21 protein-coding genes are annotated in these 21,293 nt (G+C 71.6%); 5 read left to right on the top strand and 16 right to left on the bottom strand.

What is annotated here, in order from left to right:
• Position 1: 1 nt before the first annotated feature.
• From EAO73_RS15180 to EAO73_RS15155, 6 genes are all read right to left on the bottom strand, one after another.
• Entirely contained in the window at positions 2–787 is a 786-nt protein-coding gene (locus EAO73_RS15180; protein WP_147972074.1) for an ABC transporter ATP-binding protein, read from the bottom strand.
• Positions 784–1,779, bottom strand: coding sequence for a FecCD family ABC transporter permease (locus tag EAO73_RS15175; RefSeq protein WP_147972073.1), 996 nt, complete (start codon positions 1,777–1,779; stop codon positions 784–786). The genes EAO73_RS15180 and EAO73_RS15175 overlap by 4 nt, the downstream gene beginning before the upstream one ends.
• Positions 1,776–2,801 carry a FecCD family ABC transporter permease gene (locus EAO73_RS15170; protein ID WP_147972072.1) on the bottom strand — a complete coding sequence of 342 codons (1,026 nt, stop codon included), beginning with the start codon at positions 2,799–2,801 and terminating at the stop codon, positions 1,776–1,778. The genes EAO73_RS15175 and EAO73_RS15170 overlap by 4 nt, the downstream gene beginning before the upstream one ends.
• Positions 2,798–3,796, bottom strand: coding sequence for an ABC transporter substrate-binding protein (locus EAO73_RS15165; protein WP_147972071.1), 999 nt, complete (start codon positions 3,794–3,796; stop codon positions 2,798–2,800). Before EAO73_RS15165 ends, EAO73_RS15170 begins: the two co-directional genes overlap by 4 nt.
• Before the next feature lie 95 nt (positions 3,797–3,891).
• Positions 3,892–4,773 (bottom strand): siderophore-interacting protein, encoded by an 882-nt coding sequence (locus EAO73_RS15160; RefSeq protein WP_147972070.1) that lies wholly within the window; start codon positions 4,771–4,773, stop codon positions 3,892–3,894.
• Entirely contained in the window at positions 4,770–5,009 is a 240-nt protein-coding gene (locus EAO73_RS15155; RefSeq protein ID WP_147972069.1) for a phosphopantetheine-binding protein, read from the bottom strand. The genes EAO73_RS15160 and EAO73_RS15155 overlap by 4 nt, the downstream gene beginning before the upstream one ends.
• 586 nt (positions 5,010–5,595) lie before the next feature.
• Between EAO73_RS15155 and dhbC the strand changes: the two genes are divergently transcribed.
• Positions 5,596–6,792 carry an isochorismate synthase DhbC gene (dhbC, locus tag EAO73_RS15150; RefSeq protein WP_147972068.1) on the top strand — a complete coding sequence of 399 codons (1,197 nt, stop codon included), beginning with the start codon at positions 5,596–5,598 and terminating at the stop codon, positions 6,790–6,792.
• 146 nt (positions 6,793–6,938) lie between these two features.
• Here the strand turns inward: dhbC and EAO73_RS15145 are convergent, their stop codons facing one another.
• On the bottom strand, positions 6,939–7,601 hold the full coding sequence (locus EAO73_RS15145; RefSeq protein WP_147972067.1) for a lysophospholipid acyltransferase family protein: 663 nt from the start codon (positions 7,599–7,601) through the stop codon (positions 6,939–6,941).
• A 109-nt stretch (positions 7,602–7,710) separates the two neighbouring features.
• On the bottom strand, positions 7,711–8,307 hold the full coding sequence (locus EAO73_RS15140; protein ID WP_147972066.1) for a TetR/AcrR family transcriptional regulator: 597 nt from the start codon (positions 8,305–8,307) through the stop codon (positions 7,711–7,713).
• A 73-nt stretch (positions 8,308–8,380) separates the two neighbouring features.
• Here EAO73_RS15140 and EAO73_RS15135 point away from each other — a divergent pair, with 73 nt between their 5' ends.
• Entirely contained in the window at positions 8,381–9,199 is an 819-nt protein-coding gene (locus EAO73_RS15135; RefSeq protein WP_147972065.1) for a class I SAM-dependent methyltransferase, read from the top strand.
• A gap of 7 nt (positions 9,200–9,206) precedes the next feature.
• Here EAO73_RS15135 and EAO73_RS15130 read toward each other — a convergent pair whose 3' ends face one another.
• On the bottom strand, positions 9,207–11,168 hold the full coding sequence (locus EAO73_RS15130) for an acyl-CoA dehydrogenase (protein ID WP_147972064.1): 1,962 nt from the start codon (positions 11,166–11,168) through the stop codon (positions 9,207–9,209).
• A 137-nt stretch (positions 11,169–11,305) separates the two neighbouring features.
• Between EAO73_RS15130 and EAO73_RS15125 the strand changes: the two genes are divergently transcribed.
• Positions 11,306–11,590 carry a hypothetical protein gene (locus tag EAO73_RS15125; RefSeq protein WP_147972063.1) on the top strand — a complete coding sequence of 95 codons (285 nt, stop codon included), beginning with the start codon at positions 11,306–11,308 and terminating at the stop codon, positions 11,588–11,590.
• A 125-nt stretch (positions 11,591–11,715) separates the two neighbouring features.
• On the opposite strand, the gene EAO73_RS15120 is transcribed toward EAO73_RS15125, so the two are convergent.
• The 7 genes from EAO73_RS15120 to EAO73_RS15090 all read right to left on the bottom strand — a co-directional run bounded on the left by EAO73_RS15120 (position 11,716) and on the right by EAO73_RS15090 (position 18,693).
• Positions 11,716–12,552 (bottom strand): ABC transporter ATP-binding protein, encoded by an 837-nt coding sequence (locus EAO73_RS15120; RefSeq protein ID WP_147972062.1) that lies wholly within the window; start codon positions 12,550–12,552, stop codon positions 11,716–11,718.
• Positions 12,549–13,628, bottom strand: a complete 1,080-nt coding sequence (locus EAO73_RS15115; RefSeq protein WP_147972061.1) for a FecCD family ABC transporter permease — start codon at positions 13,626–13,628, stop codon at positions 12,549–12,551. The genes EAO73_RS15120 and EAO73_RS15115 overlap by 4 nt, the downstream gene beginning before the upstream one ends.
• Positions 13,625–14,635: a FecCD family ABC transporter permease gene (locus tag EAO73_RS15110; protein WP_147972060.1), complete on the bottom strand. Its 1,011-nt coding sequence runs from the start codon at positions 14,633–14,635 to the stop codon at positions 13,625–13,627. Before EAO73_RS15110 ends, EAO73_RS15115 begins: the two co-directional genes overlap by 4 nt.
• 39 nt (positions 14,636–14,674) lie before the next feature.
• A complete protein-coding gene (locus EAO73_RS15105; protein ID WP_147972059.1) occupies positions 14,675–15,721 on the bottom strand; it encodes an ABC transporter substrate-binding protein in 1,047 nt (348 codons plus the stop codon).
• A gap of 174 nt (positions 15,722–15,895) precedes the next feature.
• Positions 15,896–16,951, bottom strand: coding sequence for an ABC transporter substrate-binding protein (locus EAO73_RS15100; protein ID WP_147972058.1), 1,056 nt, complete (start codon positions 16,949–16,951; stop codon positions 15,896–15,898).
• Positions 16,952–16,994: 43 nt separating this feature from the next.
• Positions 16,995–17,888: an ABC transporter permease gene (locus tag EAO73_RS15095; protein WP_147972057.1), complete on the bottom strand. Its 894-nt coding sequence runs from the start codon at positions 17,886–17,888 to the stop codon at positions 16,995–16,997.
• Positions 17,878–18,693 carry an ABC transporter ATP-binding protein gene (locus EAO73_RS15090; RefSeq protein WP_147972056.1) on the bottom strand — a complete coding sequence of 272 codons (816 nt, stop codon included), beginning with the start codon at positions 18,691–18,693 and terminating at the stop codon, positions 17,878–17,880. Before EAO73_RS15090 ends, EAO73_RS15095 begins: the two co-directional genes overlap by 11 nt.
• A 223-nt stretch (positions 18,694–18,916) precedes the next feature.
• Between EAO73_RS15090 and EAO73_RS15085 the strand changes: the two genes are divergently transcribed.
• Together EAO73_RS15085 and EAO73_RS15080 are read left to right on the top strand one after the other, a co-directional pair.
• A complete protein-coding gene (locus EAO73_RS15085; protein WP_412074597.1) occupies positions 18,917–20,545 on the top strand; it encodes an ATP-binding protein in 1,629 nt (542 codons plus the stop codon).
• Complete coding sequence (locus tag EAO73_RS15080) at positions 20,542–21,243, top strand: response regulator (protein WP_147972054.1); 702 nt, start codon at positions 20,542–20,544, stop codon at positions 21,241–21,243. The genes EAO73_RS15085 and EAO73_RS15080 overlap by 4 nt, the downstream gene beginning before the upstream one ends.
• The last annotated feature ends 50 nt before the right edge of the window (positions 21,244–21,293 follow it).

Below are 21,293 nucleotides of genomic sequence, written 5' to 3'. Positions count from 1 at the left end.
CTTACTCTCCTTGCAGTGTGGGAACGACCATCGGAGTGCCGGTCACAGGGTCCGGGACGACGACGCTGGGAAGGTCGAACACGTCCTTGATCAGCGTGGCGTCCACGATGTCCCCGGGGTCGCCCTCGGCGACCACGGCACCCGCCTTCATGGCCACCAGGTGGTCGGCGAACCGGCATGCCTGGTTGATGTCGTGCAGGACCGCGACGACGGTGCGGCCCTCGTTGCGCAGCCTGGCGAGCAGGCCGAGCAGTTGGTACTGGTGGGTGATGTCGAGGAACGACGTGGGTTCGTCCAGCAGCAGATAGGGCGTCTGCTGGGCGAGCACCATGGCCATCCAGACCCGCTGGCGCTGTCCGCCGGACAGTTCCTGTACGGGCCGGTCGACGAGGTCCGAGACGCCGGCCGCGGCCATGGCCCCGTCGACGGCCTTCTGGTCCTCGGGCGACCACAGGGCCAGCATCGACTGGTGCGGGAAGCGTCCCCGGGCCACCAGCTGGCGGACCTTGATGTCGTCGGGCGCCATCGGGTCCTGAGGCAGGAACCCGAGCTGTTTGGCCAGCGCCTTGGTGCCGAAGGCGCCGACCTCGCGCCCGTCGAACTCCACGTGTCCGGAGTGCGGCTTGAGCAGCCGTACCAGGGCGCTCAACAGCGTTGATTTGCCACAGGCGTTGGGGCCGACGATGGCGGTGAACGCGCCGTCGGGTATGTCGAGGGTCAGCCGCGTGGACACGACCCGGTCTCCGTAGCGCAGGGTGATGTCCCGCGCTGTCAGGCGTGCGGTCACGCGCGCCTCACCTCCTTGGTCAGCAGCCAGATCAGGTAGCAACCGCCGATCGCGGTGCTCACGACGCCCACGGGCAGCGCGACGGGCGCCAGCAGCATCTGGGCCACCAGGTCGGCGCCCTGGAGGAGCACCGCCCCGGTCAGTGCTGCCGGGAGCAGCGGGATCCCGGCAGCGCCGGCGAGCCGGCGGCCGATCTGCGGGGCGGCCAGCGCGATGAACGCGATGGGCCCGGCCACGGCGGTCACCGTGGCGGTGCAGCCGACGCCGACCAGGACCATCAGCAGGCGCAGCCGGTCGAGTCCTACGCCGGTCGTGACGGCGATCGGGTCACCGAGCGACGCCTGGTGCATGGCGTGGGCCTTGGTGGTCATCAGGGCCAGCAGGACGGCGATCACCGTGAAGGGGATACCGAGGTCCTCCCAGCCCACGCCGTTGAGCGAGCCCGCGCTCCAGCCGACGGCGGCGATCGCCACCTCCAGGTCCGCGCGGAGCACGATCCACGAGTTGACCGCGGTCATCATCGCGTTGATGGCGATACCGATCACGACCAGCCGAAGGCCCGAGAAGCCGTGTTCGAGCGACAGCAGGTAGATGGCGGCCGCGACGGCCAGTCCGCCGATCACGGAGCTGGTGGCGAGCTGCGCGGACGTGCCCGACAGTACGGTCAGGGCGACCAGCGCGCCGGTGTAGGCGCCGGCGTCCAGCCCGATGACGTCGGGGCTGCCCATGGGGTTGCGGGTGAGGTTCTGGAAGATGGCGCCGGCGACGCCGAGCGCGGCGCCGAAGACCAGGCCGGCCAGCACCCGCGGCAAACGCCAGTCCCGGATCACCACGGAGTGCTCGGAGCCGGTCAGGACGGCGAACACCTTGCCGGGCGGGGCCCATGACGCCCCGTAGCACAGCCCGAGCAGGCCGAGCCCCAGCATCAGGGCGACCAGGACGACGACGAGTATCGCCGTACGCCGTTCGAAGTGGAATTTCAGCACGTTCACAGGGACCCCGCCCCGTAGCGGCGGACCGCCCAGATCAGCATGGGGCCGCCGAGGAAGGCGGTCACGATGGCCACCGGCACCTCACCGGTGGGCAGCAGGACCCGCGCGGCCATGTCGGCGGCGAGGAGCAGGACGGGCCCGAGGACCATGGTGTAGGCGATCAGCCAGGGCACCGATCCGGAAGCCGGTTTGCGCACCAGGTGGGGCACGATCAGGCCGACGAACAGGATGGGGCCCGCCACCGCCGTCGCCGCGCCGCTGAGCACGGTGATGAGGACGAGGGTGGTGAGGCGGACCCGGCCCACGTTGGCGCCCAGGGTGTGCGCCACGTTCTCGCCGAGTGTCAGGGCGTTGAGCGCCCGGCTCAGCAGCAGCGCACCGGCCAGGGACACCGCGATGGCGGTCAACGGCCAGGACAGGGCGGCCTGTTCGCGCCCGGCCAGTGTCCCCACCGACCAGAACCGGTAGAGGTCGAAGGTGTCCGGGAGCATGAGGCGCAGCCCGAGGGCGACGCCGTTGAGCACCGCGGTCACCGCCACGCCCGTGAGGACCAGGCGCAGCGGCGAGGTGCGGCCGACCGCGGCGACCAGGAACGCCGCGGCCACGGATCCGACGACCGCGAAGCCGAGTTCGCCGGCCTGGCCGCCGGCCAGGCCCGCCGCCGACCCGAGGGTGACGGCGAACCCGGCGCCCGCGGTGACCCCGAGGATGCCGGGCTCGGCCAGCGGGTTGCGGGCGAGCGTCTGGATGAGCGCGCCCGCGACGGCGAGCGCGGCACCGACGGCGACGGCGAGCAGCGCACGCGGTGCCCGCACGTCCCGTACGACGACGTGGTCGTCGGTCCCCTGGTAGTCGAAGAGTGCGCGCACGACTTCGCCGGGGGCGACGTGGCGGGCCCCGACGCCCATGCTGAGTACGGCGAGAACGACCAGCAGGATCAGTCCGCCGACGAGCAGGGCGGTCTGCGGGACGGCCCGCCGGTTCTTTCCCGCGGCCTCGGACGCGCGGCCCGCGACGGTCACGACTTCAGCAGCGGAGCGAGCGACTTGTCGATCGCGTCCAGGGTCAACAGAGCCTCACCGTAGGTGGCGGCCTCGGTGTAGCGGTACGGGAAGACCTTGCCGGCCTTGACGGCGGGCAGGTTCTTCCAGAGCTTGGAGTCCAGGACGTACTTGACGGAGGGCGGGACGCTGCCGTCGGCGCTGACCGAGTACGTCAGAACGTCGGCCTCGCGGAAGGCTGCGGGCAGTTCCTCGATGGAGGGGTACTCGCTGACCGCCGCGGACCCCGGACCGGCCTTCTTGACCTTGCCGTAGTAGGTGGCGCCCAGGTCCTCGGCGATGTTGGTGCCCCAGGAGCCGTTGAACTCGCGCTGGAAGGTGCCCTTGGCGGCGTCACCGTACGCACCGACGTGGCCGAGCTTGAGCTTCGGCAGGACGTCCTTGTACTTGGCGGCCAGCTCGGCGGCCTTGTCGTCGTACGTCTTCTTCTGGGCGTCGAACTGCTTGACCGCACCGGCGGCGTCGGCCTGCTTGCGGGAGAGGTCGCGCCAGGCGGACGGCAGGCTCGGGCCGATCGCGACGACGGGGGCGATCGACTTCAGCCGCTTCATGTCGATGTCCCCGAGCACGGGCGCGGGGACACCGATGACGATCAGGTCGGGCTCGGCCTCGGCGATGGCCTCGTAGTTGGTCTCGGCCGCCTGCTCGCCGGCCACCTTCTTGAGCTTCTTGTAGGTGGCGAGGTCTTCCTTGTTCATCATCGGCTCGCCGCGCTTCCACGACGAGATGCCGACCAGCGGTGCGTCTGCCTCGATCAGCGCGGGCACGGCATAGCCGGTGGCCACCACACGCTTCGGGTTCGCCGGGATCTTGATCTTGCCGTTGTCCGCGGTGAACACCCGGGTCTTGCTCTCCGAGGCGGAGTCCGACCCGCCGTCCGAGGATGACCCGCATCCGGTCAGAACGAGGGCCAGCGCGAGGGCGCCGACCAGACCGGACGATCTGCGTATGGACATTTCCGAACTCCTTGCTACTTAGGTAAGGCTCACCTTAGTTGATGGCCTTTCGACAGGACAACTCGCGGGTGGTCGCACCCGGTCCGGCCGGTGGATCAGTGGTCGTGGTCGTGACCGGGCTCGTGGTCGTGGTCGTCCTCGTCGAAGTCCGCGACACCCCGCTTCCAATAGCCGGTGATGTCGTAATCGGCCTTCTCCAGGCGCAGTTCGTCCCGGACCCAGCGCCGCAACGGCTTGATCTGCCCCGCCTCCCCCGCGACCCACACGTACGCCCGCTCCCCCTCGGGAACGGTGACCGAGGTCGCGGCCCGGACCAGCGCGTCACCGGATCCCGCGGGCGCGTCGCCTCGGTGCAGCCAGCGGACCTCGAAGCCCTCGGGGGCGGAGAGCTCGATCTCCTCGTCGGGGCCCGTGACTTCGATGAACGCCCAGCCCCTGGCGGTCCGGGGCAGTTCCTCCAGCCACCGCGCGACGGCGGGCAGCGCGGTGAGGTCCCCGACGAGCAGGTAGCGGTCGTAGGTGTGCGGGACGATCAGCCCGCCGGGCGGTCCGGCGACATGGATCGTGTCGCCGGACTGCGCCTTGCCGGCCCAGTCCGAGGCGAGTCCGCCCTCGTGCACGGCGACGTCGATGTCGATCTCGCCGGCGACGGGGTCGTAGCGGCGCACGGTGTACTCGCGCGAGGTGGGCACCGGCCTCGGCCAGCGCAGCATCGTCCCGTTGCGCTCGGGCAGCCGCAGGCTGCCGTCCTGCTCCCGGAAGATCAGTTTCACGTGCTCGTCGGGCGCGTGCGCCTCGAATCCCTCGACCCCGGGCCCGCCCAGGGTGACCCGCAGCAGACCCGCGCCGACCGTGGCCGTACGCACGACCTCGACCTCACGGATGCCGATCGGGTAGCCGACCTTCTCGGCATGCCGGCCGGCCCGCACCTCCGCGATGCGCTCCAGGTACCTGTCCCGGTGGTCGACGCGGCTCATGCGGCCTCACCCGCCAGCAGCGCCTGCCAGTGCCCGAGTTCGGGCAGCTCGAACAGGTCGGGGAACTCCAGCGTGGTCGCGCCCGCCGCACGCCAGCGCTCGACCAGGGCCATGATCCGCATCGAGTCCAGACCCAGATCGACCAGATTGTCGTCGGGCGCGATCTCGCCGGGCTCGCAGCCCAGCAGTTCGGCGATGTCGGCCCTGACACGGTCGGGCGACAAGGTCTGGCTCATCGGAGTACTCCTTCGGGGGTGGGCGCCGACAGGGGGTCGGAGCGACAGTGGCGGTGTTTCACGGGGCCCGGCAAGGGAATGCGCGCGCGAACAGCCGCCCGGGGCGGCGATGTTCACGGGACAAGGAAGGGCGGTGGCGGCGCGACCCGGCCCACCGGAAGAGCGCGGCGGCTCACGGCGGGACGTCATGGACGCGGCCCGGCACCGCGTGTGCGGCCCCTGTCGAGGGACGTGTGGCGCAAACGCGCCCGATGCCGGAAAAAACCGGCGTCCCCCACATTCCTCGCCCACACACAGTCCCCCTCAGGCCCAGGCAAGGCTAACCTAACATCGGCAAGCCCGACGTAAGCAACCCATCCGCCAACCGAACGGCACATGTGCGCAGTTCAGACACCGGACCCCCCTGACGTGCGACCCACCGACCCTCTGCGCGCCGAGGCAAACTTAGGTTACCCTCACCTAACCTAGCGCAGGGGCTGCTCCGGGTGAAGGGCCGCGGCGGCCAGTCCGCCGCGCCCTGTCGGCGCAGCTCCTCCGCCCATCCTCATCCGGCCCCTCCTACAGGGCCATCGAGAACGGAGTCCCCGTGTCGACGGCATCCCGAGTCGCCACGCACATACCCGTGGCCCACCCGGCCACCGGGGCAGCCACCTCCCTCCTGGACGCCTACGCGCCCGGCGCGCGCTTCCTCGCCACCCCCCGGCGCACCCTGCTGGCCCACGGCCCCGCACGCCCGGTTCCGCACGGCACACAGCCGGTGGACCAACGGGTCTCGGCCGCCCTCGCCGAGGCCGCCGACGCCGGGCAGGAGACGCCGGTGGTGATGGGCGCGATCCCGTTCGACCACACCGCGCCGGCCGCCCTGAGCGTTCCCGCGACGCTGCGCACCGCCCCGCCCCTCGCCTCCGACCCGCTCATCGCGCTGCCCTCGGCGGGGGCGGACTCCCCCGACTGGCACATCCGCCCGGTGCCGGAGCCGGAGGTCTACGCGAAGGGCGTCGCCTCGGCCGTGGAGCGGATGTGGCGCGGCGAGTTCAGCAAGGTCGTCCTCGCCCGCACCCTCGAACTCACCTCCCCCGCACCGCTGGACGTGCCCGCCATGCTCCAGCGCCTGGCCCGGCGCGACCCCTCCGGCTACACCTTCGCGCTCCCCACCGGCCCCGGCCGCACCCTGATCGGCGCCAGCCCCGAACTCCTCGTCTCGCGCCGGGGCCGCCAGGTGGTCGCCAACCCCCTCGCCGGCTCGTCCCCGCGCAGCGACGACCTCGCCGAGGACGTCCGCCGGGCCGCCGCGCTCCTGGAGTCCGCGAAGGACCTCCACGAGCACGCCGTCGTCGTGGACGCCGTACACCAGGCCCTGGCCCCGTACTGCGCCGGGATGACCGTCCCGCCCCGGCCGACCCTGATCCGCACCGCTACCATGTGGCACCTGTCCACCACGGTCACGGGCACCCTCACCGACCCGGACACCTCGGCCCTCACTCTGGCCTGCGCGCTGCACCCCACCCCCGCGGTGTGCGGCACGCCGACGGCCACCGCCCGGGAGGTGCTGACGGAGACAGAACCGTTCGACCGCGGCTACTTCACAGGCATGGTCGGCTGGGGCGACGCGCACGGCGACGGCGAATGGGTCGTCACGATCCGCTGCGCCGAGGCGGAGGAGCGCATGCTGCGCCTCTACGCCGGAGCGGGCATCGTCGCGGCGTCCGAGCCGGAGGCCGAAACCGCCGAAACCGCCGCCAAGTTCCGCACCTTCCTGAGCGCGGTGGGCGCCGAGCTGTAAGCCCGTCGGCCGGCGGTCCGTAGCACCCGCGCAGGAGAGCGCCGCCCGCCCCTGACGGCCCATCAGCGCCTACGTGGAAGAGCCGCGGCCCGGTCCGTCGGAGCCCGCGCCGGAGGGCCCCGCCCGCTCCCCCGGCGCTCCGCACCTCAGGCGGTCAGGGCCGCGGGCTCGCCCAGCCGGGCGGCCGCGGTCCGCCAGGCGGCGGTGACGGCGAGGCGCGCCCGCGCGGTGGCCGCCGCTCCGTCGCCGTCGAGCAGCAGCGGCTGCCCGACGTGGACGTGGAGGCGGGGCCGCCGCAGCGGAGCGGTGGCCAGGCCCGCGAGCTGCTTGACGGCCGAGCCGGAGGTGACGCGGCGCGCCCCGGCCTGGCCCACCGGAATCACCGGCGCGCCGGTGCGGTGCGCGAGCCGGGCGAGGCCGCGCCGGAACGCACCCGGCTCGGCCTCGGCCGCGTCCGTGCGGAGGGGCAGGCCGCCCTCGGCGTAGATCAGGATGTGCCGGCCCTGCTCCAGCGCCTCCTGGGCGAGGTCGACCGACCGGGCCGCGCGGGGGTCGCCGCGGTAGACGGGGATGTGCCCCTCACGCGCGAGTGCGCGGCCGAGCAGGGGCACCCGCCAGAGACCCGCTGTCGCCATGACGACGGGGCGGGCGCCGAGGCTGAGGAGTGCCGCCAGGACGATCGCGGGGTCCGCGAGCGATGTGTGGTTGGCGGCGATGATCCCGGCCGGGGGAAGGGCGGCGCCTTCGTCGGTGGTGAGCGTCAACCGCCCGAATGCGGGGACCAGTTGACCGGCAAGGCGGCTGAGCATGGGATTCTCCGGTTCACTCGGGACGGGTTCCATCGTCCCGGGCGCGACAGCCGCGCGGCTGAGCGGTCGTACTCATCCGGTGTGTGTATCCGGACGGGCGGCGCCCCGGTCAGGGCCCCTGTACGACATCCGCGAGCGCCGAGGTCACCAGCTTGCCGACCGCCGCCGCTTCCGGCGGACCCGGCTCCCGGTCGGCGAACAGCAGGTGCCCGCCCCCGACGAGGGACAGGGTGAGCGAGTCGATGTCCGCGTCGGCGGAGACGCGGCCCAGCGCGCGCTCCTCGGTCAGATAGCCGGAGACCGCCGCCGTGATCTGGGCGAGGACGGCGATGCCGCCGCCGGGCGTGGCCTGCCGCAGCCGTGCGCGCAACTCGTCCCGGAAGGTGATGAGCGGGATGATCGCCACGGGAACCGGCCCGAACAGAGTGGTCAGCGCGTCCGCGAGGTTCCCTGCCACCGTCCTGGTTCCGGCACTCCCGCGCAGCGCCTGCGCCTGCTCCTCGATCCGCGCGGCCCGGTCGAGCACGAGCCCGACGAGGAAGGCGTCGAAGTCGGTGAAGTGCCGGTGCAGGACGCCCTTGGCACAGGCCGCCTCGTCGGTGACGGCCCTGCTGGTCAGCCCGTTCGCACCGTCCCGCAGCAACACACGCTCGGCGGCGTCGAACAGGTGCTGCCGGGGGTCGCGCAGGTGCACTCCGGTCGGCACGTATCCGTCCTCTCCTCGTCCGCGTCCACGCCGCCGTGTTGGCATGTGGGCATGCGCCCACTAAGGTGAACGCATGCCCACTTTACCGCGAGAGCAGCCCGGACCGCCGCAGCCCCATGAGGCCCGGCGGACGGCCGAATCCTTCGGTGCGGACGCGCGGCGCTACGACGAGGCGCGCCCTTCCTATCCCGCCGGCCTGGTGGACCGCATCGTCGCCGGGAGTCCTGGACGAGACGTTCTCGATGTGGGCTGCGGGACCGGGATCGCGGCCCGCCAGTTCCGGTCGGCGGGCTGCACCGTGCTCGGCGTGGAGCCCGATGCCCGGATGGCGGACCTCGCGCGGGCCCATGGCCTGCGGGTCGAGGTGGCGTCCTTTGAAGCCTGGGACCCGGCCGGCCGCACGTTCGACGTGGTGACCGCCGCCCAGTCGTGGCACTGGGTGGACCCGGCCGTCGGCGCCGCCAAGGCGGCCCGGGTACTGCGTCCGGGCGGACGCCTGGCCGTCTTCGGCCACGTATTCGAACCGCCCGCCGAGGTGGCCGAGGCGTTCGCGGCGGCCTACCGCCGGGTGGCGCCCGGCTCACCGTTCAGCGGCCGGCCGGCGCGGCGCCCGCTGGACATGTACCGGGCGGGCTACGCGAAGAACGCCGACCAGGTGCGCGCGACCGGCCGGTTCCACGAACCGGAGCAGTGGCAGTTCGACTGGGAGCGGCCCTACACCCGGGACGAGTGGCTGAACCTGCTCCCGACCACCGGGGGCCTCACCCGGCTACGTCCCGAACGGCTGGCCGCTGTCCTGTCCGCGGTCGGCGAGGCCATCGACGCCCTCGGGGGCGGCTTCACCATGCAGTACACGACGCTGGCCACCTCGGCCGTACGCACCACCGCCTGACGCGGGCTCAGCCGACCAGGTCCGGCGCGCGCAGCATCTCGTCCGGGATGCCCCAGGCGTCGACGAGATCGACCGCGAGCGGGCGGACCTTGCGGCAGAGGTCGTTCACCTCGCGGCTGATCGCCTTGGAGCGCTGGACGGTCAGCCGGCCGTGTTCCATGAACCAGGCGCGGTCCGCCTCGATCGTCGACAGGGCGAACAGGTCGCACAGCAGGCCCAGCGCGCGCTTGTCGCCGCTCTCGGGCAGCGCGCGCACCTTCTCGACGAACGCTTCGAGGACCAGCCGTTCGACGTGCGCGCGGGCGAGGGCGATGACGTGGTCCTGCACGTACGAGAAGACGGCGCCGGGGTCGCGGTGCTCGTCGATGCCGCGCTTGAGCCTGCGGGCCACCCCCGCGAGCATGTGCTCCTCGCGGAAGCGGACCATGGCGAGGTGGTACTCGGAGTCGAGCAGCCCGGCCTCGCGGTCCCACTCGTCGCCGCCCGGCAGCAGGTCCCGTACCCGCTCCAGCATCTTGTGGACCGAGGTCTTCTCCATGACCGTCTCGACGGCGAGCCCGGCGACATGCCGGACCGTGCCGAGCTGGTCGAGGTCCTCGAACTCGCTCGCGTAATGGGTGAGCAGCCCCTTGGCGACGAGTTGCAGCAGAACGTGGTTGTCGCCCTCGAACGTGGTGAAGATGTCGCTGTCGGCCTTGAGCGCGGCGAACCGGTTGACGCTGAGGTAGCCGGCGCCGCCGCACGCCTCGCGGCACTCCTGGACGACCCGGGTGGCGTGCCAGGTGGCGAGCGCCTTGGTGCCGGCGGCCCGTGACTCCAGCAGGCGCCGCGCCTGTTCGTCGTCCTCGATGCCGGAGAAGACGTCGTGCAGCTGTGTGCGGACGACGTCCTGCGCGAAGTGCAGCGCGTAGGTGCGGGCCAGGAGCGGCAGCAGCCGGCGCTGATGCAGTCCGTAGTCGAGGAGCAATTGCTCGTCCGTGCCCGGGGCCGCCGCGAACTGCTGGCGCCGCACGGCGTACTTGACGGCGATCGCGAGGGCCACCTTGGCCGCGCCGACCCCGGCGCCGGCGACGCTGACCCGGCCCTGGACGAGGGTGCCGAGCATGGTGAAGAAGCGCCGTCCGGGGTTCTCGATGGGGCTCTCGTAGACGCCGTCGGCGGTGACGTCGGCGAACCGGTTGAGCAGCGCCTCGCGCGGCACGCGTACGCCCTTGAAGCGGATGCGGCCGTTGTCCACGCCGTTGAGGCCCATCTTGCGTCCGTCGTCCTCGATCCGGACGCCGGGCACCACTCGGCCGTCCTGCCGGACCCGTACGACGAAGGCGTGCACCCCCTGCGCCTTCCCGGCCACCTCCAGCTGGGCGAAGACCACCGCCAGCTCCGCGTGGCGGGCGGCGTTGCCGATGTAGTCCTTGCACGCCTCGTCGCCGGGGGTGGTGAGGACGAACTCCCGTGCGTCGGGGTCGTACGCCGCGACCGTGCCGAGCGACTGCACGTCGGAGCCGTGTCCCGTCTCGGTCATCGCGAAGCAGCCCATCAGGCGCCCGGTGATCAGGTCCGGCAGGTACGCCTCGTGGTGGCGCTCGGTGCCCAGATGGAGGATCGCGCCGCCGAAGAGCCCGAACTGCACCCCCACCTTCACCAGCACCGACAGGTCACCGAAGGCCAGCGTCTCGAACGCCGCGATGGACGCCCCGACGTCGCCGCCCCCGCCGTACTCCTGCGGAAACCCCATCCCGGTCTGGCCGGTCGCGGCCATCTCGACCACGATCTCCCGCACCCGTTCGCGGAAGGCGTCGATGCCGAGCTCCTCGGCCTCCTCCAGGACGGAGGCGTACGCCACCAGATTGGTCCGGACGAGCTCGCGGATGCCGGCGTAGTCGCCGTCGAGCACCTCGGTCAGCGCCCGGACGTCGACCTCGGGCTGTACGTAGCCGCCGGCGGCAGCGGATGTGTTCTCAGTGGCCATGTCCCTTCGCTACCCCGCACCGGGACGATCAAGCGACCGGACCCCACGGGTGGCCTACAGTGCTCAGCAGTCCCGACAAGCAACGATCCTGGAGTTGTCGAGTGCGAATTCCCTCGCGTGCAAAGCGATTCATAGCCGTGGCGGCGACCGGCGCCGCCCTACTGGCCACGAGTGGTACGGCTCACGCCGCGGCCCCCGCCGTCCGGGCGAGTGCAGCGGCCCCCACCTGCGTCAAGGTCAACGTCGACAAGGGCACCATCTCGAAGACGGCCTATGTGACGAACAAGTGCTCCACGACGAAGCGGGTCAAGGTCGTGTGGTCCTTCGCCCCCGATTCCGACTGCAACACCCTCAAGCCCGGACAGAAGTTCAAGACCAAGCGCGGCCTCGCGCCGCAGTTCGACGGGCTGGCACTCTGCTGAGTGTTCCTCCTCGCCACCGACGCGATGGCGGCCCCCGGTTCACGGCGCGGACCGGGGGCCGCGCAGGCCCCGGAGCTATGTCCCGCCCTCCTGCCGGCCCAGGAAACCGGGGCTGCCCATCCCGGTCAGTGGGCGTGCGTCTTCTCCGTCGGCGGGGGCGAGGGCTGCCAGCTGTAGCCCGGCACGACGAGGCGGCCGCCGGTGACGGGATCCGGAATGATGACGGACGACAGCCCGAAGACCTCTTGGACCATCTCCGTGGTGACGACCTCGTCCGGCGCCCCCTGCGCGACGATGCGCCCGTCCTTCATCGCGACGAGGTGATCGGCGTACCGGACCGCCTGGTTGAGGTCGTGGAGCACGGCGACGACGGTGCGCCTGCGTTCCAGGTTGAGACGGCGTACCAGGTCCAGCACCTCCACCTGGTGGGCGACGTCCAAGTACGTCGTGGGCTCGTCGAGCAGCAGAATTTCGGTGTCCTGCGCCAGGGCCATGGCGATCCACACGCGCTGGCGCTGGCCGCCGGAGAGTTCGTCCACCGGCCGGTCGGCGAGTCCTGCCGTGTTCGTACGCTCCAGAGCCTCGCCCACGGCGTGCTCGTCGGCGTCCGACCACTGCTGCCACCACTTCTGGTGCGGCTGGCGGCCCCGGGCAACGAGGTCTGCGACGGTGATGCCGTCGGGCGGTGTGGGCGACTGCGGCAGCACGCCGACGGTCCGCGCGATCTCCTTGGCCGGGAGCCCGGCGAGTTCGGCGCCGTCCAGCAGTACGGTGCCGCGCCGCGGCTTGAGGAGCCGGCCGAGCGCCCGCAGGAGGGTGGATTTTCCGCAGGCGTTGGGCCCGACGACGATGGTGACCCTACCGTCGGGGATCTCCATGTCCAGGCCCTCGACGACGGTGCGGTCCTCGTAGGCCAAGGTCAGATCGTGCGCCGAGAGGCGGCTGGCGGGCGGACGGCTCATGACGAGGTGCCTCCGTAACGGCTGCGGGTACGGACGATGAGCCACATCAGGTACGGGGCGCCCACCACGGCGGTGAGGACCCCGGTCGGCAGCTCGATCGGGGAGAACAGACGGCGGGCCAGCAGGTCCGCGACCACGACGATCAGCGCCCCGGCGAGGGCCGAGGACAGCAGCGGGGTCTGGGCGGTGCGGGTGAGCCGGCGCGCGATCTGCGGGGCGAGCAGCGCGACGAAGTCGACCGGTCCCACCGCGCCGGTGGCCACCGACGCCAGGACGACGCCGAGTGCGGTCAGCCCGAGCCGGACCCGGCCCAGGCGCACGCCGAGCGCGGTGGCCGTGTCGTCGTCGAAGGACGCGCTGCGCTGTGCCCGCGCCGCCCACACGGCCGCCGGGATGCCCGCCAGAAGGACGACGACGAGCGGCCCTGCCTCCTCGTAGCCCCGGCTGTTGAGCGAGCCCGTCAGCCAGACCTTGGCCTGCTGGGCCACCAGATAGTCGCCCTTGGTCAGCAGCAGCTGGGTCAGCGAGCCGAGCGCTACCGACACCCCGATGCCGACCAGGACGAAGCGGGAGGAGTGCAGCCCGCCGCGCCAGGCGAAGACGTACACGAGCAGGGCCGCCGCCAGGCCGCCGGCGACGGAGACGTAGGGCAGCGCGTCGGCGGCGACGGCGTTGAAGCTCAGTGCGGCCACCGTGGCCGCCCCCGCCCCGTGTGTGACGCCGATGACGTCGGGACTGGCGAGCGGGTTGCGGGCGACGGTCTGCACCAGCGCCCCGGCGACACCGAACGCGGCGCCCGCGAGGAGGCCCACGACCAGACGCGGCAACCGCAGGGTGCCCACGACGAGTTCGTCCGGGCTGGGGCGGCCGAGCAGGACGCGTACAACCTCCGACGGCGTCACGAACGACTCACCGACGCAGAGGTACGCCACGACCGCGCACGCCAGCAGCACCGTGAGCGCCGCGGCGACGACGGCCGCCCGGCGGTGCACGAGGAAACTCGCCCGCCCGCGCCGCAGCACGGCATGCCCGACGGGGCGCAGACGCGGCGCGACGGCGGCTTCGAGCTTGCTCACGCGGCCACCACCGTCCGGCGCCGGACCAGCGCGATCAGGAACGGCACACCGATCAGGGCGGTCATGACGGCCACCGGCACCTCCGAGGGCGGGAAGAGGACGCGGCCGAGCACGTCGGAGCCGAGGAGCATCACCGGGCCCAGCAGGGCCGCCAGCGGCAGTACCCAGCGGTGGGCCGTGCCCACCAGCGCGCGGGCGATGTGCGGAACGGCCAGACCGGTGAAGGCGATCGGGCCGACCGAGGCCACGGCGGCCCCGGTGAGCACGGTCGCCCCGAGCGCGCCGAGGATCCTCAGGCGTCCGACGTTGTTGCCGAGGTTCCGCGCGGCGTCGTCGCCGAGGGCGAGCGCGTCCAGGCCGCGGGCGAGCGCCGCGACCAGGACGATTCCGATCAGGATGAACGGCCACACCTGACGGATCACTTCGCCGTCGCGCCCGCCGAGCGAGCCGACCTGCCAGAAGCGGAACTCGTCGAGGGCGCGGGCGTTGGTGGTGGCGATCCCGGACACGAGCGAGGCGAGGAACGCGTTCATCGCGGCCCCCGCCAGCGCGAGCTTGACGGGCGACGCGCCGCCCCGGCCGCCGCTGGCGACGGCATAGACCGCCACCCCGGCCAGCGCGGCGCCGCCGAACGCGAACCACACGTAGCCGTTCAGCGAGTGCACCCCGAAGAACGCGATCGCGGTCACCACGCCCACCGAGGCGCCCTGGCCGACGCCGAGGATGCCGGGTTCCGCGATGGGGTTGCGGGTGATGCCCTGCATGACCGCGCCCGCGAGAGCGAGCGCGGCGCCCGCGAGCACACCGATCACCGTCCGGGGTACGCGCAGCGCACGCACCACCTGGGCGTCGTCGCTCCCGCCGTCGTGGAACAGGGCCTGGAGCGCGTCGCCCGGCGCGACCTGCCGGCTGCCGACGGTGAGGCTCAGGAGTACGGCGAGCAGCAGCATCGCCACGCCGGCCAGCAGCCAGGCGGCCCGTCGGCGGTTGAGGTCAGGGGGCGGCATGCACCGGGCTCACTCTCTCTTCTCGGCTGTCCCGGGCCCTCAGGCCGTCAGGTACTTCTTCAGGTCGTCGAGCACCACGTCGGCGGCAGTGACACCGAGTCCCAGGTACCAGGTCTCGTCGGGCACGTCGTAGGCGTGGCCGTCCTTGACCGCCTTCAGGTTCTTCCAGAGCGGGTTGGCCTGCGCCTTGCTCTTGTCGGTGGCCTTCGCGTCGCCGTAGACGCCCGTGAAGATGTAGTCGGCGTCGGCCTGGTCGATGTTCTCGGCGCTGACCTCGGCGGCCAGGTCGGCGATGTCCTGGTTCTCGGGGCGCGGAATGCCGACGTCCTTGAGGATGGTGCCGATGAAGGAGTCGTTGGCGTAGAGCCGGATCAGGCCGTCGGGCAGGTAGCGGACCATCGACACGGTGGGCTTGTGGGCCCCCAGCTCGTCCCCGAGGGCCTTCGCCTTCTTCTTGTACGCGGCGAGGTTCGCCTCGGCCTGCGCCGTCCGGTCCAGCGCGGCGGCGTTGAGGAGGTAGTTCTCCTTCCAGGTGAAGCCGGGCCGGATGGAGAAGACGGTGGGCGCGATCTGCGACAGCTCGTCGTAGGAGTTGGCGGCGCGCAGCTGGCTGCCCAGGATCAGGTCGGGCTTGAGCGCGGCGATCGCCTCCAGGTTGAGGCTGTTGATCGTGCCGATGTTCTTCGGGGTGCCCGCGTCCTTCTTGAGGTACGACGGCAGCTCCGGCGATCCCTCGGTCGGGGCGAGACCGACGGGCTTCACCCCCAGTGAGACCACATTGTCGAGCTCACCGACGTCGAGCACGACCACGCGCTTGGGCTGCTCCTTGATCTCGGTGCTGCCCATGGCGTGCTTGACCGTACGCGGCCACTGGCCGGGCTTCGCGTCCGTGCCGAGGGCCGCGGTCTTCGCGGCCGCGTCGCCGAAGTCCTTGCCGCCCTTGGCGACCGACTTCGATTCCTTGCCCGAGCCCTGCGAGGACGCGTTCCCGTCCTTGCCGGAGGAATCGGCGCCGCACGCGGCCAGTGACAGGGCGGCAGCGACGGCCAGAGCGACTGCGGCTGAACCGCGGCGCCGATATGACATGAGTGTGTCTCCTCGTTTTGTTCACCTTTGAAAGATTAGGCGAGCCTCACCTTATGCGAACGTTGTCCACGGAATCGGCACGGGGCGGGGGAAGCCCCTCCCGGCGGCACGATCGCGCCACGAGCCCGCCGTCCCCTCTCGGGGCCCGGCGGGCTCGTGGCGCGATCGTGCCGGTCAGCGGGCCTTCCGCGTGAACTCGGTCGTGTACGTCTTCTCCAGGTCGATCGTGGCGTTCTTCAGGTTCGGGTTGAAGGCCTTGAGTACGCGCTGCACCGTCGCGGGGCCGTCGGCCGGCATCGTGCCGTCCTTCGTGAACATCGGCAGCGTGCTCTCGATGGCCTGGGCGTAGAGCCCCTCGCCCCCCTGCGCGTAGTCGCCGGGCATCTTCGCCGCGATCTCCTTCGCGCTGTGCGTGGACATCCACTTCAGGGTGCGTACGAAGGCGTTGGCGAGCTTCTGCACCGTGTCCTTGTGCCCGTCGACCCAGTCGGTGTTCATGTACAGGCTCGACGACGGGTAGAGCCCGCCGAGCGCCTGCCGGGAGCCCTCCGGGGTGCGCATGTCGACCAGCACCTTGCCGATCTTCTTGTCGAGGATCTGCGCCACGGTCGGGTCGGTGGTCATACCGCCGTCAATGGATCCCTGCTGCAGGGCGGAGATGAAGGTCTGGCCGGCGCCGACAGCGACATTGGTGAACTTGTCGACGCCCACCCCGTCGTGGACGCCCAGGTACTTGGTGAGGAAGTCGGTGGAGGAACCGAGCCCGGTCACGCCCAGCTTCTTGCCGGCGAAGTCCTTGGGCGACTTGAGGCCGTCCGCCGCCTTGTTGGAGACGATCTCGACCTCGCCCGGCGTCTGGGCCAGCTGCACCACGGACTCGACGGACTTGCCCTTGGTCTGCAGGTCGAGGGTGTGGTCGTAGAACCCGACGACACCCTGGACGTTCCCGGCGACCAGGGAGGTCGTGGCATCGATGCCGGCGGGCTCGCTCAGCAGCTCGACGTTGACGCCCTCGTCCCTGAAGTAGCCCAGGCGCTGCGACAGCATCGCGGGCAGGTAGATGACCTTGTCGATCCCGCCGACCATGATCTTCACCTTGGGCCCCTTCCCGCCCGAACCACCGTCGGAGGCGTGGGAGGAGACCTCGTCGGCGCAACCGCCGAGGGCGGCGAGTACGGCGATGGTGGCGGTGAGGGCGGCGAGTCGGGCGGCCGGATGACGGCGGGGCATGTGCGGCTCCTGGGGGCGGGACGTGCTGCGGTGGCGGAAGGGTTCAGCGGGATTCATCGGCGGCGGGCTTCCAGCGGAAGAGCTTGTTCTCGAGGAAGGTGAGTACGCCTTCGGCGAGCAGCGCGACGACGGCGAGGATGACCATCGCCGCGTACACCCCGGCGGAGTTGAAGGTGCCCTGCGAGGCGGAGACGAGCAGGCCGATGCCCTTGGTCGCGCCGATGTACTCGCCGACGATGGCGCCGATCAGGGCGAACCCGAAGCTGACGTGGAGGCTGGTGAAGATCCACGAGGTCGCGGCGGGGATGACGACCTGGAAGGTGACCTGGCGGTCACGGGCCCCGAGGATGCGGGCGTTGTCGATGAGGTGGCGGTCGACCTCCCGGGCGCCCTGGAAGGCGTTGAAGAAGACCGGGAAGAAGACGAGGACGACGGCGGAGGCGACCTTCGACGCCGGGCCGAGGCCGAACCAGATGAGGAAGATCGGGGCCAGGACGATACGGGGCAGGGCGTTGAGCACCTTGATGTACGGGCCCAGCACGTCGGCCAGGAAGCGGACACGGCCGAGCGCGATACCGAGCACCACACCGGCGATGACGCCCACGACCCAGCCGAGCAGCGCCTCGTAGAGCGTGTACCAGATCTGTTCGAGCAGCGAGCCCTGCGGGGTGCCGTGCAGCGCCCACTGCTGGATCTGGTCCCAGATCTTCGAGGGCATCGAGAAGTTGAACGGGTCGATGATCCCGGCACGCGAGAACCACTCCCAGACACCGAGGACGAACACGAGCACGGCGGCGCGGGCCAGCAGGACGATGCCGCGCCGGCGCCGCGCGGCCCGTGCGCGCTCCTCGGTGCGGGCCGATGCGGTGGCCTCACCCGGATCCGGCGTCGCGGCGGACTTGGCGACGGCCGCCTCGGCGGTGACGTCAGGCGACATGCTGCGCACCCCTCTCGCGGGTGATGCGGACTTCCTCGCCCAGCGAGGACCAGATCTCGCGGTAGATCTCGACGAACCGGGGCTCCAGCCGGACCGACTCGACACGGCGCGGCCTCGGGAGGTCGATCGTGAAGACCTCCTTGACCGTGGCCGGGCCCGCCGTCATGACGACCACCTTGTCGGCCAGCGCGATGGACTCCTCCAGGTCATGGGTGACGAAGACGACGGAGGAACCGGTGCCGGCCCACAGCTCCATCAGCTCGTCGGACATGAGGGCGCGGGTCTGGACGTCGAGCGCGGAGAACGGCTCGTCCATGAGCAGGATCGACGGGTCGTTGACGAACGTGGAGGCCAGGGCGACCCGCTTGCGCTGGCCGCCGGACAACTGGTGCGGGTACCGGTCCTCGAACGCGCTCAGCCCGACGCGGGCCAGCCACTCCCGGGCTCGCTCCCTCGCTTCCGCCTTGGGGACGCCCCGGAAGCGCGGCCCGGCCATGACGTTGGACAGCACGGTCCGCCAGGGGAACGTAGCGTCCTGCTGGAAGACGAAGCCGACCTTGTCGTCGATGCCCCGGACCGGCGTGCCGGACAGCATCACCTCGCCCTCAGTCGGCTCCTCCAGTCCGCTGACGAGGGTGAGCGTGGTGGACTTGCCGCAGCCGGTGGGGCCGACGACGGCGACGAACTCGCCCTGCTGAATGGTCAGATCGAGATCATGGACAGCGGTGTGGAACGCGCCGGACGGCGTTCGGAATGCCTTGCGGACACCGCGTAGTTCGATGGCCGGGCTCGAAGGGCTTGTCATGCCGGGGACGTTAGGAAAGGGCCGTGCGGGCCGGGAAGTTTTGGCCCGCAACCACGGGTTCTTCCCGTAAGCGGAATTCTGCGCATTGTGCCGACCGCATGGACGGGCACTGTCGTCCAAGCCCTTCCCCGGCCGAATCGGCTGCGGTTACGGTGCGCTGGTCCCGGCGGAACTCCCGGCCGCACGGGCATGTTCCCGAAAGCAGGTGTCTCCCGTGGCCCGCTTGCGCATCGGCTGGCCGAGGCAGGTGTTCGCCCAGGTGCTGATCGCGCAGTTGCTGATCACCACGGGCGTCCTGCTGTTGCTGACCGGCCTCTTCCTGCAACCGCTGCGCACACAGCTCGACGACCAGGCCGAGCACCAGGCCCTGGCCATCGCGCAGACCACGGCGGCCGATCCGGAGATCGCCGCGGGCCTGCTGTCGAGCGAACCGGACCCGGCGGGACCGGTGCAGCGGCAGGCCGAACGCACCCGGGAGGCGACGGGCGCGCTGTATGTGGTGGTGATGGATCCGCGCGGGATCCGCTGGTCCCACACGGATGTGCGGCAGGTGGGCCACCGGGTGTCGACGGACCCGTCCACTCCCCTGCACGGCCACGTCATCCTGGAGATCGACCGGGGCACCCTCGGCACGTCGGCGCGGGCCAAGGTCCCGCTGCGGGACGGCGCGGGCACCGTGATCGGGGCGGTGTCGGTCGGCATCGCCTACTCCGGCGTACAGGAACGACTCCTGGCGGCCCTGCCCGGACTGCTGCGCTACGCGGGTGCGGCGCTCGCGGTGGGGGCGGGCGCCGCCCTGTTCGTGGCCGGTGTCTTCCGCAAGCGCACGCATGGCGTCTCCCTCAGGGACATCACGGCGCTGCTGTCGGAACGGGAAGCGATGCTGCACGCTGTACGGGAGGGTGTCATCGCCCTCGACGAGCATCAGCGCGTACGGCTGGTGAACGACGAGGCCGCCCGGCTGCTCTCGCTCCGCGACGAGGCGGAGGGCCGCGATCTGGAGGAGGTGCTGCCGCCCGGCCGCTCCCGCGACGTCCTCACGGGGCACGTCACCGGCCGCGATCTGCTGACCGTCCGGGAGAACCGGGTGCTCATCGCCAACAGGATGCCCACCCCCGACGGAGGCGCGGTCGTCACCCTGCGGGACCGTACGGAGGTCGAACTCCTCGGCCGCGAACTCGACTCCACCAAGGGCCTGCTGGACGCACTGCGCGCCCAGGACCACGAGCACGCCAACCGCCTCCACACCGTGCTCGGCTACCTCGACCTGGACATGCCCGACAGCGCACGCTCCTACGTCGCCGGCCTCACCCACGCCCGGCGCGCGACGGCGGACAACTTCGCGGACCGTGTTCGTGTCCCCATGGTCTCGGCCCTCCTGGTCGGAAAGGCGGCCGTCGCGGCCGAGCGCGGCGTGACCCTGCGGCTTTCGGACCGCAGCCGGCTGCCGAGCCGGCTGATCGACGCCCGGGACGTCGTGACCGTGCTGGGCAACCTCATCGACAACGCCCTCGACGTCGTCGGGGGAGGCAGCGCGCGTCCCGAGGTCGAGGTCGAGATCTTCGTCGAGGCCGACACGGTCGTGACCCGCGTCAGCGACAACGGACCGGGGGTGCCCGTGGAACTGCGCGAGACCGTCTTCGAGGAGGGCTGGAGCACCAAGGAATCCCCGCACCACCGCGGCCGCGGGCTCGGTCTGGCCATGGTGCGCAGCCTCGCCGAACGCTACGGCGGCACCGCCCGCATCGCCGCGCGGGCCGGGGGCGGCGCCGTGTTCACCGTGACGTTCCCCGACATCGCCGCACGGTCCCTGACCCCTGAACAGCCCGTCCCGGCAGGAGAAGCACCGTGATTGACGTTCTGGTGGTCGACGACGACTTCCACGTCGCGGCGATCAACAAGGCCTACGTGGAAAAGACGGCGGGTTTCCGCGTCGTCGGCACGGCCCATACCGCCCTGCACGCCCTACAGATGCTGGAGACCCTCCACGTCGATCTGCTGCTGCTCGACCACTACCTCCCCGACCGGGCGGGCCTGGATCTCGTACGCCACATGCGGCAGAAGGGCCTGCGCAGCGACGTGATCATGGTGACGGCCGCGCAGGACGTCGAGGTCGTCGAGGCGGCCCTGCGGTACGGCGTGCTGCACTACCTCGTCAAACCGTTCACGCTGGACGGCCTGCGCTCCCGGCTGAACAGCTACACCGAGTTGCGGCGCAGCCTGCGGGCGGCCGGCGCGGGGACGACCCCGGGGCAGCAGCAGATCGACCGCATCTTCGGCTCCGTGCGCACCCCGGCGATCACGCCCTCCGTGCCCCCCAAGGGCTGGTCGGGTCCCACGGTGGAGCTGATCCGCCAGGTGATCGCCGGCGCCGACCGCCCCCTGTCCGCCCAGGACGTGGCGACCCGCGCGGGCATCAGCCGCTCGACGGCGCAGCGCTATCTGCGCCACCTCCAGGAGAACGGCTCACTCGAACTGTCCCTGCGGTACGGCGATGCCGGCCGCCCCGAGCACCGCTACACCCGCGCACCCCGGCCGGAGCCGCGCTGATCCGCCCGGCCTCCCGCCCCGGTCCCGCCGGCGGGACCGGGGCGGGAACC

The organism is Streptomyces sp. col6, assembly GCF_008042035.1.
In the GTDB taxonomy this organism is placed as follows: domain Bacteria; phylum Actinomycetota; class Actinomycetes; order Streptomycetales; family Streptomycetaceae; genus Streptomyces.
Note: the sequence above shows the minus strand (reverse complement) of the source record. Positions and strands in the feature narration are given on the sequence as shown.

Bases quoted from the DNA above. Each gene is read 5' to 3' on its own strand.
- EAO73_RS15135 (WP_147972065.1), top strand. From the start codon at position 8,381: ATGCCCACTTTACCGCGAGAGCAGCCCGGACCGCCGCAGCCCCATGAG.
- EAO73_RS15095 (WP_147972057.1), bottom strand. From the start codon at position 17,888: ATGTCGCCTGACGTCACCGCCGAGGCGGCCGTCGCCAAGTCCGCCGCG.
- EAO73_RS15155 (WP_147972069.1), bottom strand. From the start codon at position 5,009: ATGAGCCAGACCTTGTCGCCCGACCGTGTCAGGGCCGACATCGCCGAA.
- EAO73_RS15120 (WP_147972062.1), bottom strand. From the start codon at position 12,552: ATGAGCCGTCCGCCCGCCAGCCGCCTCTCGGCGCACGATCTGACCTTG.
- EAO73_RS15105 (WP_147972059.1), bottom strand. From the start codon at position 15,721: ATGTCATATCGGCGCCGCGGTTCAGCCGCAGTCGCTCTGGCCGTCGCT.
- EAO73_RS15165 (WP_147972071.1), bottom strand. From the start codon at position 3,796: ATGTCCATACGCAGATCGTCCGGTCTGGTCGGCGCCCTCGCGCTGGCC.
- EAO73_RS15160 (WP_147972070.1), bottom strand. From the start codon at position 4,773: ATGAGCCGCGTCGACCACCGGGACAGGTACCTGGAGCGCATCGCGGAG.
- EAO73_RS15145 (WP_147972067.1), bottom strand. From the start codon at position 7,601: ATGCTCAGCCGCCTTGCCGGTCAACTGGTCCCCGCATTCGGGCGGTTG.
- EAO73_RS15100 (WP_147972058.1), bottom strand. From the start codon at position 16,951: ATGCCCCGCCGTCATCCGGCCGCCCGACTCGCCGCCCTCACCGCCACC.
- EAO73_RS15090 (WP_147972056.1), bottom strand. From the start codon at position 18,693: ATGACAAGCCCTTCGAGCCCGGCCATCGAACTACGCGGTGTCCGCAAG.
- EAO73_RS15110 (WP_147972060.1), bottom strand. From the start codon at position 14,635: ATGCCGCCCCCTGACCTCAACCGCCGACGGGCCGCCTGGCTGCTGGCC.
- EAO73_RS15130 (WP_147972064.1), bottom strand. From the start codon at position 11,168: ATGGCCACTGAGAACACATCCGCTGCCGCCGGCGGCTACGTACAGCCC.